We start from the raw sequence: 15976 nt of genomic DNA, 5'->3' as shown, positions 1-15976 counted from the left end.
TACGCACAATATAGGGCTACCAACCCGATCTGTCAAGCCATATTTAGTGACTACATTATGCGCCCACAAAACCTACGGAAAGATACAGGTTTCGGCCAGAAAGTATGCAATCAGTTACTGTCGACAGCGCGGAACTTCAGTCTAGAACCGGACGCCTACCGAAAAGCTCAGTGTGCGCGGGTACTGGTAACTGCCCACGCCGGTCGGCTGACCGAACAGCGGGCCGAACCGGTAGTTGACGTCGGCGACAGGTTCCGCCGTAAACGGGTTGAACACCGGCAGGCTGGCGGCGGTGTACGTGCCCGGCGATGCGTTCGAAGACACCGTCGTATCGACGCTCGTCACGGCCAGGTTGTTAAGGGCGTTGGAGATCAGGCCGCGGAAGAACACTTCCGCCGAGCCACGGACTTTCCGGGACCACGAGAGCGACAGGTCGGTGTTGAAGACGTTCTGGTTCCGGCGCGCACCACGACCGTTGATGTAGTACGTGACGCTGGTGGGAGGAGTGACATAACCGGGATTCGCGACGTACGTCGTTGGATTCAGCGAGAAGGCGATGTCGTAGGGCGTGCCCGAATCGAAGCGCTGGACGAGGCCGAGCGTGAACACGCCGAAAGTCCCTGGAACCGGCAACGGATACGACACGTAGCCACGCGCCTTGTGCCGCTGGTCGTTCCCCATGTAGCCGGTCGGCCAGTTCCATGCCTCCTGCCGGTACTCGGGGAACGTGTTGATGCTGGCCATGATCGGCCCGCTGCCCACGTTCTCGCCGTCGTTGTTGCCCTTGGAGTACGACAGCGTGTAGTTGCCGCCAAGCGTCATGGTGTTGAAACGGTAGTCCGCCGCCACCGTCACCGCGTGGTACCAGCGTTTGGCGTCAGGTGTGTTCTTCTCGAGTTCGGCATCGTACGTTCGGCCGGTGGGATCGGTAACCCTGCCGGTGGTCATGTCGGTGTAGCTCCCGTACATGTCCTTGTACTTGCGGTACACGTAGTCCACTCGAAGGGTCCCGTGGCTCTTGCCAAGCTCCCTCGCGATGCCGATCGTGATCTCGTTCGCGCTCGGCGCACTCGTGTTGTTGCTGACATGGGCCGTAACGCCGGGAATCGACGGCGCGCTCCGGTAGGTCGTGTTGTTGGTGCCGCCGATGCTGTTGAACCACGCGAACACCTGCGGGAGTATGTCGGCAATCTTCTGGCAATCCGCCCCTGAGCAGGTGGAGTTGAGCTTTGGCCCCGTGTACGTCCACGCGAACGACGCCGTGCGGCCGCCAGCCGATCCGGCATCGACTACCGCCCCGTTGACGCCCATGACATAACGGGCGTAGCCGCCGTTGACGATCCACGCTCCGTCGCCCCTGACGTCCCAACTCAGGCCCAGGCGCGGGCTCCACTGCCAGTCTCTCAATACCGGCACGCCTCCTTGATCCTTCGAGCGGTTCTGGTCGTAGCGGGCCCCAATGTTGAGCGTGAGCCTGTGGCTGAGACGCCACTGGTCGTTTGCGAACAACGAGTACGTGCGAATGTCGCTGCCAACGCTCGGCGCGACGAGCGGCGTGTAGTTGAGATAACTGCTCCCGTCGATCACGGGGTAGATCGTCTTGTCAGGCGTGTCCGCGATGTACGTCTTGGTGGCGTAGACGCGGTAGCCGCTCCCGGACTGATAGTTATCGACCTTGCGCGATTCCTTGAAGTTGTCGAACCCGGCCACCAGCGAATGCGACCCCGTCTTGTCGGTCGACAGGAAATAGCCGAACTTGACGAACCAGTCCCAGTTGTTGCGTTCCTCGTGCCAGCCGCTGCCACAGACCGCGCAGAAGGTCGGCGAGTTGAAGCGCGCGCTTCCGCGCGACCGATCGAACATCAGTGTGCCCTTCACCAGATCGGTGAACTGCGCTCCGGTGTTCTCGGTGACCATGGTCTTCCTCGAGAACTGGGCTTCGAGAAACAGCTTCGACGACAAGATGCTGGTGTAGTTGAAGGCCGTCAGCGTGTCCGTGGTGCCGTTGCTGTACAGGCTGTCAAGATCGATCGGGCCATTGGACGTGTTGTTCGTCGTCCAGATCCACTTCCTCGTGTATGACGCCTTGACGGTATTGCGGGAATTGATCGCGTAGGTACCCTTCCCCTCGTAACGCTTGTCGCTCTGCGCGTAGGGATAGGAAAGGCCGGTGTACGGAAGCACCCGCTGTTGCTTGTTGTTCTGATACCGCCCGTCGGCAAAGAACCAGACTCGGTCCTTCAGGATCGGGCCCCCGAAGGTGACCTCGTACGCAGGGACAATCTGATCCGTCGTCGTGTCTCCCATCGGCCGCAGCGCACGCCACTTGTCATTCGTGAACGAGTCGCGGAACGACCCGCTGAAGCGGTTGCCGCCAGACTTGGTAATCATGTTGACGACGCCGCCGTTGAAGCGGCCGTACTCCGCCGAGATATTGCCGGTCGAGATCTTCGTCTCCTGGATGGCGTCCTCGATATACAGCGTGCGGGGCTGGCCGCGGAGGTTCTCGTTCACATTCACGCCGTTGATCAGATAGAGACCCTCGTACGACAGGGCGCCGGCGAGCACGATGTTGCCGCTCGGCCCGTTGCCGCTCACGCCGGGCGCCAGCAGCACCGCGGACTCCAGCGTGCGGCCTACCGGCAGATTCTCCATCTTCGCCGCGGTGTACGTCTGCGCGATCGTGCCCGTCTTGAGCACCTCGGTCGACGTCGATCCCGTCACGGTGACGGTCTCTGTTAGGCTGGCCACCACCAATTTGATCTGGAGCGCCCGCGTTTCGGCCATCGCCACGCCAACCGTTTCCTTCTTCGGCGCGAAACCCTGCAGTTCAAAACTCACGACGTACTCGCCCGGCGGCAGGAATGGAATCATGAAGTCGCCGTTGGTTGACGTCACAACGCTGCGCACGCCCTGCAGCGCGGGTGACGAGGCCGTCACCGTCACGCCGGGCATCGCCAGCCCGTCGGGATCGGTGACCGTGCCTCTGATGACGCCGGTGGGATTGCCCTGCGCCCATGCGCTCGCGGCCACGGCCAGCGCGATGAGCAGTACCAGTAATGTTCTGTTGCGCATTCAATCTCTCCCAATCAAGTCAAAAGTCCTTTGGGGCAGCGACAGTATACGGGAAGAACCACGTCCAAATGGACGGAATACTCTTCGGCGTCTCCCCTGCCCGGGTCGCGTGGACGTAAGCCCTGACGGCCACGAATCCGGGACACGACGTCGCCCGTCCGGGCGATCCTGCTAACATGGCCAGCCGTGGCCAGTTCCCCGTCCATCCGGCGCATTGCCGCCGCGCTGCACTACCGAGACTTCCGCGTGATGTGGAGCGGCGCCTGTGTGTCGAGCATCGGCACGTGGATGCAGAAGGTCGCGCAAAGCTGGCTGGTGCTGACGATCACGGGCTCACCCTTCTACCTCGGCCTCGACGCGTTCCTCGGCGAACTGCCCATCCTCCTCTTCACGCTGGTCGGCGGGGTCGTCGCCGATCGCCACAACCGCCGCGCGATCCTGCTGATCTCACAGTGCGTCCAGCTTTCCACCGCCTTCGCGCTCGCCGCGCTGGTGCACTGGCAGGTCGTGCAGGTCTGGCACGTGCTTGCGCTGTCGTTCATCACCGGCACGGCGCAGGCGTTTGGCGGGCCGGCCTATCAGTCGCTGTTACCTTTGCTGGTCGACAAGCAGGACATGCCGAATGCCATCGCGCTCAACTCGATGCAGTTCAACATCGCGCGAATCATCGGACCACTGCTGGCCGGCGTGGCGCTCGCCGTCTGGGGATCGGCGGCCTGCTTCGCGCTGAACGGCCTGTCGTTCCTGGTCGTGATTGGCTCGCTGCTGGCCTTGCGGACGATCCAGACCCTGCCCGCGCGCACGCAGTCGATGGTCGGCGAAATGCGGAGCGGGCTGCTCTACGTTCGCCGGAGCCCCCTGATCCTGACGCTGACGTTTCTCGCACTCTGCACGACGATGCTGGCCTCGCCCGTGCTCACGCTCCTGCCGGTGATGGCGCGGGACGTGTTCGCGATGGACGCGGCAGGCTACAGCCGGCTGATGGCGTTCTCTGGCGCCGGCGCGGTCGTCGGTGCCCTCGCCGTGGCGTGGTTGGGCCGGTTCAACCGGATGGGATCGACGGTGCTCGGCGTGCAAATTGCGCTGGGCCTGGTCCTCGCGGCCTTCGCCTCGTCTCGGAGTCTGCCGCTAAGCTACGCGTTGCTCTTCGTCGGCAGTATCGGCCTGATGATGAGCTTCTCGCTGCTGATGTCGCTGCTGCAGCTGGCCGCCCCGGACGCGATGCGCGGGCGGGTTGTCAGCATCTACATGATGGCGTTCCGCGGCGGCATGCCGCTCGGCAGCCTGGCGGCTGGGTACGCCGCTTATGTCACGTCGGCCCCGGCGACGCTCACCGCCGCCGGATTGTTGCTGAGTGTGGTCGCCGCATTGTTTATGATGCGCGGACGGACAGTGAGGGAATTCTAGGGGCAAGGCCACGCAGGAGCGTGGCGATCCCAGGCGTGTCACGCCGCCAGGACCGCCTGCCGGGCTGGAGCCCGGCCCGAGTCCTGTCGGCGTGACACCCCTGGGATCGCACGAATCGGCAAAGAGACACACATGGGAGAATCACATGCATGACCGCACAATATTGGTACCCGGATTGTTTACGCTGGTGTTTCTGCTGACGACGGCGATGAACGCCGCTGCACAGTCGCCGGTGACAATGGGCGGAGTGACGGCCGCGCCTGGCTCCGTTGTCTCGGGCGAGTTCAAGGTCGCACCGCGGCCCGGCGATGATGGGACCACGATTCCGTTTTCGATCATCAACGGCACGAAACCCGGACCGATGCTTGCGCTGGTAGCTGGCACCCACGGCGCCGAGTATCCGCCGATCCTCGCGTTGCAGCGGCTGCGCAACGCCATCGATCCGAAGACGCTCAGCGGCACCGTGCTCATGGTGCACGTCGCGAACATGCCGTCGTTCCTGAAGCGCACGATCTACTACGGGCCAACCGACGGTAAGAACCTGAATCGCGTGTTTCCGGGCAAGAAGGACGGCACGCTCTCGGATCGGATCGCGGAGGTGATCACCCGCGAGATCATCGAGCGCGCGACCCACGTCGTCGACATTCACTGCGGGGATGGCAACGAGTGGTTGCGCCCGTACAGTTACTGGGTGGTGACCAGCGCGCCGGCCGTCGTCGAAGCCAGCAGACAGATGGCGCTCGCCTTCGGGCTGGACCACATCCTGATCGACACCGAGCGGCCGACGAGCCCGGGCGAATCCGTGTATCTCGCCAACACCGCTGAGACGCGCGGCAAGTCGGGGCTCACCGTGGAATCGGGCGGCTGGGCGCAGACCGACGAAGCGTCGATCACGAGGATTGAGCGCGGCGTCGCCGGGGTGCTGCGGCACCTGAAAATGCGCGCCGAAGGCCCCGAACCTCTGACGCAGGCTGTGTGGCTCGGGCCCAACGAAGTATTGCGGAGCAAGTTCACCGGGCTGCTCTATCCGGTGGTCGAGCCCGGACAGACCGTCGCGGAGGGCGCGCTCATCGCGCGCGTCACCGACTTCCACGGCAAGTTGCTGCAGGAGATCCGCTCCCCGTACGCCGGCGAAGTGCTCTACGTAGTCGCCACGCCGCCAATCAATGAGGGCGAGCCAGTGGGCTTCGTCGCCGAGCGCGTCGCCGGACCCGAATGGCGCCCAAAGCGCTAGCAGTGGAATTAGTGGATGCCGAAGGCGCGGAGGAGAAGTCCCATCCCGGCGCCCAGGGCTCCGGCCGCGGGGATGGTCAGGACCCAGGCCCACACGATCCGCCGGGCGACGCCCCACCTGACCGCCGACAGGCGCCGCGTCGATCCCACGCCGACGATCGAGCCGGTGATGGCGTGCGTGGTACTGACGGGAATGCCAAACGCCGTAGCGATGAAGATGGCGCCAGCGGCGCCGGTTTCGGCTGCGAAACCGTGCACCGGTTCCAGTTTGGTGATTCGCGAGCCCATCGTGTGGATGATGCGCCAGCCGCCTGACAGAGTCCCCATCCCGATCGCCGCGTGCGCCATCAGGATGATCCAGAACGGGATCATCATTTGGCCGGCCTCGTCCGTCACGAGCGATCGGTAGACCGGAACCGTGAACAATACCCCTGCGATGATGCCCATCGTCTTCTGGGCGTCGTTCGCTCCGTGATTCAGGCTGAACAGCGCTGCCGACAGCAGTTGAAGCTTGCGGAACCACTGATCGACGCGCCCGGGCGACGTCGTGTGGAAGATCCAGTAGATTCCCACCATCAAGCCGTACCCGGCAACCATACCGATCAGTGGCGACAGCACAATAAAGACGATCGTCTTGGTCCAGCCCCCCGCGATGATCACCGACCACCCGGCCTTGGCGATCGCCGCGCCGGCGTACCCGCCGATCAGTGCGTGTGAAGAGCTGGTCGGCAGGCCCACGTACCACGTGAAAAGATCCCAGACGATCGCCCCGAACAGACCGGAGAAGATCACGGCCAGGGTGACCGCATGGATGTCGATCATCCCGGTTCCGATCGTCTTGGCGACCGCCGTGCCAAATCCGAAGGCCGCGACGAAATTGAAGAAGGCCGCCCAGAGCACCGCCTTCCCGGGCGACAACACCCGCGTCGAGACGACGGTGGCAATCGAGTTGGCAGCGTCGTGAAAGCCGTTGATGTAGTCGAAGATCAGGGCTGTCGCGATCAAGGCGAGGACAATAGCAAGTTCCATGGCGGGATTATGCGTGCTTCAGGACGACGCCCTGAATGACGTCGGAGACATCTTCGATCGAGTCGACTGCACCCTCGAGGTAGTCGAAAATCTCTTTCCACTTGATCAGCGTGATCGGGTCCTTCTCGTCGATGAAGAGCGCGCCGATCACTTCCTGATGGATGCGGTCGGCTTCGTTTTCGAGCCGGTTGATTTCCACGACGCTCGGAGTGACGGCTTCGTGCTGCTTCATGTGTTCGAGCGCCAGCCGGATCTGCTCGGTGGCGGTGACGATGATGCGGGAGAACTGCCGGACGCCGTCGCGCACATGCGTGATCCGGTACTGTTCGAACAGGTGGGCCGCCGCGTCGATCGCGTCCATCACGTCGTCGAGCGAACTGGCCAGCGCGTGGATGTCTTCACGGTCGATCGGCGTGACGAACGTCTTGTGCAGGCGCTGGAAGATCTCGTGCGTCAGGTAATCGCACCGGTGCTCCAGTTCCTTGATTTCGGCCGCCTTGCCGACCGATGGCGGGTCCGACGACAGCATCTCATCGAGGAGCCTGGCCGCGGCCACCAGGTTGTCGGCGGCGGCCAGAAAATCCTCGTAGAACTTCTCTTCGCGCGGGATCAAACGGAATCGCACAGCAGATGCTCCCTTCGGCAGTCCCGAATGTCGATTGTAGCAGCTTCTGCGCGGCTTTTGCTTGCCCCGGTCCGCGCCATCGCCTACGCTAGTCGCCATGCAGGACGTGCTGGCCATCATCCTCGGCGGCGGCCGGGGAAATCGCTTGTCTCCGCTCACGCTGATGCGCTCCAAGCCCGCGGTTCCGATCGGCGGGAAGTACCGGTTGATCGACATTCCGATCAGCAATTGCCTCCATGCCGGGCTGCGGCGGATGTTCATCCTGACCCAGTTCAACTCAGCATCGCTCAACCGGCACATCTCGCAGACGTACCGAATGGATCTGTTCTCGGGGGGCTTCGTCGACATCATCGCCGCCGAGCAGACGCCCGACAATCCCAACTGGTTCCAGGGCACCGCCGATGCCGTTCGGCAGGCGGCGCGGCACTTCGTCGCCTACACGGCCGACTACTATCTCATCCTGGCCGGCGACCACCTGTACCGGATGGACTACGCCAGGCTGATCGATTCGCATGTCGATCGCAACGCGGATATCACGATCGCCGCGCAACCGGTCGGCGCCGACATCGCCGGTGAGATGGGCATCTTCCTGTTCGATCGGGCCGGCCGGATCGTCGATTTCGAGGAGAAGCCGTCGGCCGAGCGGCTCGCCCGGATGGAACGCAGCATCCCGACCGGGTCCAGTTTCGGCGGGCACCAGCCCGACAAGCCCTTTATCGCGTCGATGGGCATCTACGTCTTCTCGCGGGACGTGCTGCTGGAAATCCTCGGGGAGTACGCGGCGACGGATTTCGGGCGGGAGGTCATTCCGGCGTCACTGTCCACGCACCGGGTCAATGCGTTTCTGTACAACGGGTACTGGGCCGATGTCGGAACCATCGAGTCGTTCTACGAAGCGAACATGACGCTGACGCGGGATCACCCGCCGTTCCGGTTCTATGATCCAAAAAAGCCGATCTTCACGCGGGCGCGATTCCTGGCGCCGTCGCGCTTCATCGACGCGCACGTCGAGCACGCGCTGGTCGCAGAGGGGTGCTACGTCAACCGCTGCACGGTGGAAACCTCGATTGTCGGGATCCGGGCCCGCATCGACGAGCGCGCGCGCATTCTCCGATCGGTGCTGCTCGGCGCCGACTACTACGAAGCCGACGAGGATGCAGCGGGCGATCGATCAGTGCCGCTCGGCGTCGGCCAGGATTCCATCCTCGACAGGGTGATCGTGGACAAGAACGCCCGGATCGGGCGCGGCGTGCGGCTGGTGAACGCGGCCCACGTCGAGCACGTGGATGGCGAGAACTACTCCATCCGCAACGGCATCATCGTCGTTCCAAAAGGCGCCGTGATCAAGGACGGCACCGTGGTCTGACCCTTCGACTCAGTTGAGTTGACCACGACGCGATCGTCTCCGAGGCAGTGAAACACGCGGTCATCCCCGAATTGCGTTTCTCAACGCTGATGAGCTCAGGGTTCAACCGGCCAGGCCGCGCAACACGCGGGGCGGCAGGAACCACTGGAGCTGGCCCGACTCGGTTGGCGGCAGCGTGGCCACGTCGATGCGGCATACGGCGCCCTTCTTGAACCGGATCGCGCCTCGCGCCCCCATGAGGCGGGCCGCGGCCATCCCAATCGACGGCTCATGCCCCACCAGCGCCACGCCTCTCACGCGGGGGAGTTTCGCCAGTTCCGCCATCAACGCGTCGAACCGGTCGCCTGGCCTCAGAGCGTCCACTACGACGACAGCCGGCGTGGGCGTGAGCGATTCCCGCAGCAGCGCCGCCGTCTGCATCGCCCGGACAAGCGGACTGGTGAGGACGCGCTCGATCTCCACGTCAAGCCGGCTCAACGCCTTGAACTGTTCGCGCAACCGGGCGGTGCCCTCGTCGGTCAGCGGTCTGGCCGCGTCATCGGGAAACGCCGAGCTCGGCTCGGCAGCGATGCCGTGGCGGACGAAATACAGCGCGCATGGTGACGACATGAGACAAACACCCCCGGAGTGACTGTGCCGGCACAATTCTCGTGCCGGCACCGTTTTCGTTCCGGCACAATCACTCCGGGAGTGACTTGCCCAGCGCTCCGAGCCCCTCGGCCGTGTGGCGCGCCCGAATGATCACGGGAACGAGGGTCTCGCGCTCGTCGAGATAGCGGCTGTGGAATTGGCGCACGCGCTGGTCGAGCTCGTCCGCCAGCGCGCGCAATTCGCGGCGGGCGCCGGCCGCGCGAGTCGCTGCCTCACAATCGCGGACCCGGTTCGCCAGCACCTGAAGGTCGTGGAGAGAACCCAGCAGATCCTGCAGGGACTTCAGCCGCCTCAGTGATCCGTCCAACCGGCATCCCGCGAGATCCGCCGCAATCTCGAAGGCGTAGCGAAACTTCTTCAGCGCGATCCGCACTTCGTGCAATGGCCCTGACGCATAGAGGGCGCCGACGGCCCGGACCGCCTCGTCGAGCCGGGCGATTCGCCCATCGAGGCGGGCCGCCGACCAGGCCGCGCAGCCGACATTCTGTTCTGGCGAACCCAGACTGGCCGCCAGGTCGCGAACGCCCCGCACAATGTGGCTGACGTGAATTCTCGAGAGTGCGCGCTCGGCCTGCCGCCATATCCTCTCGCGCTCGAGCGCCGTCCGCGTTCGGACGCGCGCGATGGCCGCCCGGTGCTCGGGAGCGCTGCCTTCCAGATCGGCCAGCGTCGCCAGCGCCACGTCGATCTCGCGCAGCGGACCGAGCCGCCGCGTGATGGCCCGAGTGTCCCGCTGGAACACACGCGTGGCGTGCTCGCCCTCCACGGCAGCCACCAGCGGCAGGATCTCCCGCAATCGCCGACTGGCGACCCGGGCCTGGTGGATGCCCTCGATCTCGCCGGTCGTCGCACGCGGCATCTGCCGCTCGAGCTCGTTCACGCGACGTCGCAGCAGGAACCCTGGTCGTGTCAGCACCGCCATGGGCCTATTATAGTGACTGCCCCTGGATAGTGCGGCTGCCGCCCAGCCGTGCCGAGAAGTGTTGCCGCGATGCAGTTAGCCGCCATCGACATTGGTACCAACTCGCTCCACATGATCCTCGTCCGGGTCGCTCCGGACGGGTCGTTCACCGTCGTGGGCCGCGAGAAGGACATGGTGCGCCTGGGCGCGGGCGGCCTGGAAGGCCGCCCGCTTGGCGATGCGGCCATGGCGGCGGCGTCCGCCGGCACACCGGCATCGAAGCCCGCGTCATCACGGGCATCGAGGAGGCGCGCCTGATTCACCGGGCGGCCGTTCACGGTGTCGACGTCGGCGCCGGCACGGCCGTCGTCATCGATATCGGGGGCGGGAGTACCGAGATCACGTACGGCACGGCCGCCGGCGCCCAGCAGGCGCGCAGCTTCAGGCTTGGCGTCATCCGCCTGACCGAGCGATTCGGGATCAGCGACCCGCTCAGTCGGTCCGACGAGCGGCGGATGGTGAGGCACATTCGCGGCGAGCTCGGTGGCTACCTCAAGTCACTGGCCAAGGCGGGTTTCGCCCGCGTGATTGGCACGTCGGGCACGGTGCTGAGCCTCGGGGCGCTGGCGCTCGGCACCCCGCGCGCGGCGGCGGAACACCCAATTCACCATAGGCGAGTGCCGGCACGCGCCATCCGGCGCGTGAGGGACCAGTTGACGGTCCTGTCGCTCGAGGAACGACTGGCGCTGCCTGGGCTCGATCCGAAGCGCGCGGATCTCGCGGTCGCGGGCGCCGTGCTGCTCGACATCATCCTGCGCCAGCTGGGCGTGACGCAGCTGACGCTCTGCGGGCTCTCGTTGCGGGAAGGCGCGGTGCTCGATTACGTGCGTCGGAATCGGGTCGCGATCGAGCGGATCGAGCGGTATCCGGACATCCGCCGGCGCAGCGTGATGGAACTGGCGCAGCGCGGCACGCCCTCCGCGGAACACGCCCAGCAGGTTTCGCGCATGGCGCTGTCAATCTTCGATCAGACACGGCGCCAACATCGCCTGGACCAGCGCGCGCGGGAGTGGCTGGAACTCGCCTCGGCGGTCCACGACGTCGGCGAGCACATCAGTTACGAAGACCACCACCGCCACTCGTATTACATGGTGAAGAACGGCAATCTGCGCGGGTTCGAGCCGGACGAGGTCGAAGTGATCGCGCTGCTCACGCGCTACCATCGGCGCGGGACGCCGAAGAAGAGCCACCCGACCTTCGCGCGCCTGCCGCGAACGATGCGCCGGGCGGTCCGCTGGCTCTCGGCGATGCTGCGGATCGCCGAAAGCCTCGACCGAAGCCGGGCGCAACTGGTCGAACGGATCACGCTCACGGAACACGACGACGGCTGGCGGATGCGCGTCGCCGGGCGCGCGGACCTCGAGCTTGAGGTGTGGGCCGCCCAGCGCAACAGCGGGCCCCTGGCCGAGGAACTGGGTGCGCCCGTGCGTGTCGAGGGCGCGCGAGGCCGCCGCCGCGGGATTCGCCGCCCCTCGACCTTGCTCGGGGCGTCCTGAGCAGCGCCGCAGGACGGGCTCCCCGACTTCGCTCGTTGAGCTACGGTCGAGGTCTCGCCGTAGCGCTACGCGCGGAGGCGGACAGCCCGGCCTGCGGTCCGGTCGGCGTGACACCCCTCTGGGATCGCCGGGCCTCAAGACCCGGGCGTATACTACCGTTCATGACCAACGCGCTTCGGCTCGTTCTGATCCCCTGCCTGCTCGTCGTGACCACCTGCTCGTTGATGGCCGTCCAGCCACCCGGCACACCAGCGTTCGACGGCGGAAAAGCCTACGAGCACGTGCGGGCGATGGTGGCCCTCGGCCCGCGGCCGGCGGGCTCGCCCGCGCTCGAAGAAACGCGCAAGTACATTCGGGCCCAGATGACGGCACTTGGGTTCAAGACCGAGGATCAGGCCTTCGACGCCGACACGCCGATCGGCCGGATTCACATGGTGAATCTCCGGACGACGATCCCGGGGACGCGGCCCGAACGTCTGATCATCGGCGGCCACTACGACACGAAGTTCTACCGCCAGTTCCGGTTCGTGGGCGCCAACGATGCCGGCTCGAGCGCGGCGTTCCTGATCGAACTCGCGCGTGTGCTGAAGGCGCGCAAGAACCCGCTGACCGTTGAGCTGGTGTTCTTCGACGGTGAGGAAGCCACCCTGCCTGACTGGACCGGCAACGACCACACCTACGGAAGCCGCCACTACGTCGAGACCGCCAAGCGGACCAACGACCTCGCACGCATCAAGGCGATGATTCTGGTGGATATGATCGGGGATCGCAATCTGAACATCCGCCGCGAGTCGTATTCGACCCCGTGGATGACCGACATCATCTGGTCCGAGGCGCGCGCCAACGGATATGGCGACAGCTTCCCCAACGACACCATGGCCGTCGAAGACGACCACATGGCGTTTCTGCAGGCCGGGTTGCCTGCCGTCGACATCATCGACCTGGACTACTCGACCTACTGGCACACGCCCGAAGACACGCTGGACAAAGTGAGTGCCCGCAGCATCGAAGCCGTGGGACGGACGCTGGTGGCGGCGCTGCCGAAGATCGAAGCGAGGCTACTCGCTCCCGCGCGCTAGCGTTCTGACCCGCCGGCGGCCCGCCAGCCAGACGAGCGTGAGGCCGACGGCCGCGACGCCCCCGCCAATCGCGGTCGCCGTCCGTGCGCCGCGCGCCACGGCCTCGTCCATCACCCCGTGGATGGTCACGGCCGGCCCGATGCCCCGTTGGTGACGCTGCTGCCGGACGAGGTAATCGCGCCCGCCCTGCACGACAATCGTGTCGAAGACCACATTCCACAGGACGCCGCCGAGGACCAGCCACAGCACAACGGCCGCCCTGCGAGAGAGGATCCAACGCCGGGTCGGCGAGTCGGCCTCCCCGTTAGTGACCATGGCGAACGATGAGCACCGTCATGTCGTCGCTCTGGCTGGCGCCCGCCGTAAACGTGCGCACTGAGGTGAGCAGCGCCTCGCGCATGCCGGCCGGCGTCGCGCCGCGGTTGGCCGTCAGGCACCCGATGAGCCGTTCGTCGCCGTATTCCTCGCCCGCCAGGTCCTGCGCCTCGGAAATGCCGTCGCTGAAGAGGACGAGTGTATCGCCGCGATCGAGTTGGATGGTCTCCTGGTCGTAGGCCGCGAAATCGAACAGTCCGAGAATCATGCCGCCCGTCTCGAGCCGCTCGACGCGATCCTGCCTCACCAGTACCGGCGGATTGTGCCCCGCGTTGCAGTAGCTGAGCCTCCCGTCAGGACCGACAATGCCATAGAACATCGTGACGAAGCGCGACTCGACCGACCGGCGCTTCAGGGCCTGATTGATCTCGGCCAGCGCCTCGGCCGGCCCGGAACTGGCCGCCGCCTGCACGGTGAACATCCCCTGCACCATCGCCGTGAGCAGGGCCGCGGGAGCGCCCTTGCCCGACACGTCGCCCAGGGCAAAACCCAATCGGCCGTCGGGCAGGTCGAGGTATTCGAAGAAGTCGCCGCCAATCGCGCGGCACGGCACCGAGGTGCCCGTCGCCTCGAAGAACCCGCCTCGGCGCTCGCCTTCCGGCATCAGCGCCTGTTGAATCTCAGCCGCGATCTTCAACTCCTGTTCGAGTCTGGTCTTCTCCGCCGCCTCCCGGTACAGCCTTGCGTTCTCGATGGCCACGGCCGCCTCGGTCGCCAGTGTCTCGAGCGCGCCGCGCGTCACCGGCGACAGGATTGATCCGCGCTCCCGGCTGTCGAGATACAACACCCCGATGCGCTGCTGGCCCAGGTCGGCTTCTGCCTGCTCCACGTAACGGACCAGCACGAGAGGCACGCAGAGCACGTGCCGGATGCCGAGCGCGACGGTGCCCAGATGGGCGCCAGCCAGATTGCCGTCCAGCAGGTCGGCGACCATGCGGGCTTCGCCGGTCTCGAACACCTCCTCGGGAATCTTGCGGCTGGTTTCGAACGACTTGCCCGGCAGCGTCACGCGGCCGCGGGCGCGCCCCATCTTGAACTCGAGGCGGTTGTTGGATCCGGCCAGCATGATGAACCCGCGCTCGGCACTGGCGACATCGATGGCCGAATCGATGACCATCGCGAGCACCTCGTCGAGGACGCGACCGCTCCCGAGCGCCCGGAGACCTTCGAGCAGAGTGGCCACCTGCCGCAGGTCACCCACCGCCGAGGCCGCCCGCTCGACCGAGGCGGTGCTGCCTGAGTCGAGCTGGAAGATCACCTGACTCTCGTTGTCCTGTCCTAGTCGGACAGTGTCTCCGTGCTTCAGTTCGCGATCGCCGGCCACCGGTTCGCCATTGACGAACGTGCCGAAGCGGGAGCCCCGGTCGCGAAGCAGGTACCGTTCACCGTCGCGGACGATTTCCGCGTGATCGCGCGAGACGTCGGCGCCGGACAAGCGAACATGGCATTCGGTCCGCCGCCCGAGCGTGGTCACCGCATCCTCGATGCCGACGACACGGCGGCCGGTGGGGTCGATGATTTCCAGTCGTGCCGTCATCGCCTCCTCCTCAGGACCAGCCTGGACGCCAGCACGATGGCCGCGCCCGCGGTGATCGTCCAGCGCAGCCATTCCGGGATCCGGCCCGCTGCCGCCGTTGCCATGAACAATCCGGCGGCCACCAGCACCAGCAGGCCAATCGCCGCCGGCCACAGCGGCTTCCGCGTCGCCCGCTTCGTCACTGATGCCGGCTCCGGCAGTCCGGCGGTGGAGCGCCCGCACCGGTAGCAGATCAATGCCTTGTCGGCGACTTCTGTCCCGCAATATGTGCACGTCACGTGGTGAATCCTCGCAGCGGATTATACGTGTCTGCCTGCCGGACACGCCAGCCGCCGGCCGGACACGCCAGCCGCCGGCAGGACCCGATTCTCCGGCATTCGGCGGGCGTGGCATCGGGCCTTCGGTATACTGCTGCGATGATCCCGATCCGGGACGCCGTTCCGTCGCCGACGCGCCCGATCGTGACGCAGTCGCTCGTCGCGGCGGGCGCCGCCGTCATGCTCCTGTTCAGCGTGCTGGAGACGGGACAGCCTGGAGCCCCCGGATCGGCCGATCTCGGGACCGGCGGTGCGCATGGCCCCGCCGCGGCACTCTGGGCGGTGCTCTCGCTGATCCGACCATCAAGTTGGTTTCAGGGCGCCGTCTGCGCCTTCGCCCTCTGGATCTTCGGGCCAACGGTAGAAGATCGAGTGGGACACGGCCGGTTCCTTGTCCTGTACGCCGGATGTGCGGCCGCGGCTGCAGTGGCGGCCGCCGCAGCCGGCGGCCTGCCGCCCACTGCGGTTGTGTTGCTGCCCGGTGCGATCGGCGGCGTCATCGGCGCGCACATCGCGCTCTACCCGAAGGCGCGCGTGCTGGTTCTGATTCCGGTGGCGCGGGGCCTGGATGTCGATGTCGTACCCGCCGTGCTGCCGGCCGGCTTCTGGGTGGTTGCGCAGCTGGCGACCTCTGTAGGCCGTGGGATGTTTCTCGGGCCGTGGTCGCCCAGACTGGCGCTTCTGCAGGTGGCCGCCGGACTCCTGTCAGGGGCCGCCGCCGCGTTCCTGCTCAAACGCCCCGAGCGGATGCGGGTTGAATGGTGGAGCCCTTGACTCGAGGCCGGGGTGTCGGTTCCTGACATCGGGTAGGATGGAAGGCCACAC

The 15976-nt window shown here is 65.8% G+C and carries 15 protein-coding genes; 7 read left to right on the top strand and 8 right to left on the bottom strand.

Going from position 1 to position 15976, the window contains the following annotated elements; genetic code table 11:
• Positions 1–141: 141 nt before the first annotated feature.
• Positions 142–3075, bottom strand: a complete 2934-nt coding sequence (locus NTV05_05390) for a TonB-dependent receptor (protein MCX6543831.1) — start codon at positions 3073–3075, stop codon at positions 142–144.
• 186 nt (positions 3076–3261) lie between these two features.
• Here NTV05_05390 and NTV05_05385 point away from each other — a divergent pair, with 186 nt between their 5' ends.
• Both NTV05_05385 and NTV05_05380 read left to right on the top strand, forming a co-directional pair.
• Positions 3262–4482 carry an MFS transporter gene (locus NTV05_05385; protein MCX6543830.1) on the top strand — a complete coding sequence of 407 codons (1221 nt, stop codon included), beginning with the start codon at positions 3262–3264 and terminating at the stop codon, positions 4480–4482.
• A 145-nt stretch (positions 4483–4627) separates the two neighbouring features.
• On the top strand, positions 4628–5716 hold the full coding sequence (locus tag NTV05_05380) for a succinylglutamate desuccinylase/aspartoacylase family protein (GenBank protein ID MCX6543829.1): 1089 nt from the start codon (positions 4628–4630) through the stop codon (positions 5714–5716).
• Between the two features lie 8 nt (positions 5717–5724).
• On the opposite strand, the gene NTV05_05375 is transcribed toward NTV05_05380, so the two are convergent.
• Positions 5725–6744 (bottom strand): inorganic phosphate transporter, encoded by a 1020-nt coding sequence (locus NTV05_05375; protein ID MCX6543828.1) that lies wholly within the window; start codon positions 6742–6744, stop codon positions 5725–5727.
• Positions 6745–6751: 7 nt separating this feature from the next.
• The gene (locus NTV05_05370; GenBank protein ID MCX6543827.1) at positions 6752–7369 is read right to left on the bottom strand and encodes a DUF47 family protein; all 618 of its coding nucleotides are present in this window, start codon (positions 7367–7369) and stop codon (positions 6752–6754) included.
• Between the two features lie 97 nt (positions 7370–7466).
• Here NTV05_05370 and NTV05_05365 point away from each other — a divergent pair, with 97 nt between their 5' ends.
• Positions 7467–8735: a glucose-1-phosphate adenylyltransferase gene (locus NTV05_05365; protein MCX6543826.1), complete on the top strand. Its 1269-nt coding sequence runs from the start codon at positions 7467–7469 to the stop codon at positions 8733–8735.
• A gap of 102 nt (positions 8736–8837) precedes the next feature.
• Here NTV05_05365 and sixA read toward each other — a convergent pair whose 3' ends face one another.
• Both sixA and NTV05_05355 read right to left on the bottom strand, forming a co-directional pair.
• Complete coding sequence (gene sixA / locus NTV05_05360) at positions 8838–9344, bottom strand: phosphohistidine phosphatase SixA (GenBank protein MCX6543825.1); 507 nt, start codon at positions 9342–9344, stop codon at positions 8838–8840.
• Between the two features lie 70 nt (positions 9345–9414).
• Positions 9415–10308 (bottom strand): CHAD domain-containing protein, encoded by an 894-nt coding sequence (locus NTV05_05355; GenBank protein MCX6543824.1) that lies wholly within the window; start codon positions 10306–10308, stop codon positions 9415–9417.
• Positions 10309–10377: 69 nt separating this feature from the next.
• Here NTV05_05355 and NTV05_05350 point away from each other — a divergent pair, with 69 nt between their 5' ends.
• The 3 genes from NTV05_05350 to NTV05_05340 all read left to right on the top strand — a co-directional run bounded on the left by NTV05_05350 (position 10378) and on the right by NTV05_05340 (position 12922).
• Positions 10378–10605, top strand: coding sequence for a hypothetical protein (locus NTV05_05350; GenBank protein MCX6543823.1), 228 nt, complete (start codon positions 10378–10380; stop codon positions 10603–10605).
• Entirely contained in the window at positions 10563–11843 is a 1281-nt protein-coding gene (locus tag NTV05_05345; GenBank protein MCX6543822.1) for a Ppx/GppA phosphatase family protein, read from the top strand. The genes NTV05_05350 and NTV05_05345 overlap by 43 nt, the downstream gene beginning before the upstream one ends.
• Before the next feature lie 161 nt (positions 11844–12004).
• Positions 12005–12922: a M28 family peptidase gene (locus NTV05_05340; GenBank protein MCX6543821.1), complete on the top strand. Its 918-nt coding sequence runs from the start codon at positions 12005–12007 to the stop codon at positions 12920–12922.
• On the opposite strand, the gene NTV05_05335 is transcribed toward NTV05_05340, so the two are convergent.
• Genes NTV05_05335 through NTV05_05325 form a run of 3 tightly spaced genes read right to left on the bottom strand, consistent with a single transcriptional unit; the run spans position 12902 to position 15112 of the window.
• Entirely contained in the window at positions 12902–13171 is a 270-nt protein-coding gene (locus NTV05_05335) for a hypothetical protein (GenBank protein ID MCX6543820.1), read from the bottom strand. The two genes, NTV05_05340 and NTV05_05335, sit on opposite strands and share 21 nt — an antisense overlap.
• Positions 13172–13226: 55 nt before the next feature.
• Positions 13227–14834, bottom strand: coding sequence for a SpoIIE family protein phosphatase (locus NTV05_05330; protein MCX6543819.1), 1608 nt, complete (start codon positions 14832–14834; stop codon positions 13227–13229).
• Entirely contained in the window at positions 14831–15112 is a 282-nt protein-coding gene (locus tag NTV05_05325) for a hypothetical protein (protein ID MCX6543818.1), read from the bottom strand. The genes NTV05_05330 and NTV05_05325 overlap by 4 nt, the downstream gene beginning before the upstream one ends.
• Before the next feature lie 138 nt (positions 15113–15250).
• Between NTV05_05325 and NTV05_05320 the strand changes: the two genes are divergently transcribed.
• On the top strand, positions 15251–15925 hold the full coding sequence (locus NTV05_05320) for a rhomboid family intramembrane serine protease (protein MCX6543817.1): 675 nt from the start codon (positions 15251–15253) through the stop codon (positions 15923–15925).
• Positions 15926–15976: the final 51 nt, after the last annotated feature.

It is taken from the genome of Acidobacteriota bacterium (assembly GCA_026393755.1).
GTDB lineage: Bacteria > Acidobacteriota > Vicinamibacteria > Vicinamibacterales > JAKQTR01 > JBAXOX01.
Note: the sequence above shows the minus strand (reverse complement) of the source record. Positions and strands in the feature narration are given on the sequence as shown.

Coding starts and splice junctions, on each gene's coding strand:
- NTV05_05390 (MCX6543831.1), bottom strand. CDS start 3,075: ATGCGCAACAGAACATTACTGGTACTGCTCATCGCGCTGGCCGTGGCC.
- NTV05_05380 (MCX6543829.1), top strand. CDS start 4,628: ATGCATGACCGCACAATATTGGTACCCGGATTGTTTACGCTGGTGTTT.
- NTV05_05375 (MCX6543828.1), bottom strand. CDS start 6,744: ATGGAACTTGCTATTGTCCTCGCCTTGATCGCGACAGCCCTGATCTTC.
- NTV05_05365 (MCX6543826.1), top strand. CDS start 7,467: ATGCAGGACGTGCTGGCCATCATCCTCGGCGGCGGCCGGGGAAATCGC.
- sixA (MCX6543825.1), bottom strand. CDS start 9,344: ATGTCGTCACCATGCGCGCTGTATTTCGTCCGCCACGGCATCGCTGCC.
- NTV05_05355 (MCX6543824.1), bottom strand. CDS start 10,308: ATGGCGGTGCTGACACGACCAGGGTTCCTGCTGCGACGTCGCGTGAAC.
- NTV05_05350 (MCX6543823.1), top strand. CDS start 10,378: ATGCAGTTAGCCGCCATCGACATTGGTACCAACTCGCTCCACATGATC.
- NTV05_05340 (MCX6543821.1), top strand. CDS start 12,005: ATGACCAACGCGCTTCGGCTCGTTCTGATCCCCTGCCTGCTCGTCGTG.
- NTV05_05330 (MCX6543819.1), bottom strand. CDS start 14,834: ATGACGGCACGACTGGAAATCATCGACCCCACCGGCCGCCGTGTCGTC.
- NTV05_05320 (MCX6543817.1), top strand. CDS start 15,251: ATGATCCCGATCCGGGACGCCGTTCCGTCGCCGACGCGCCCGATCGTG.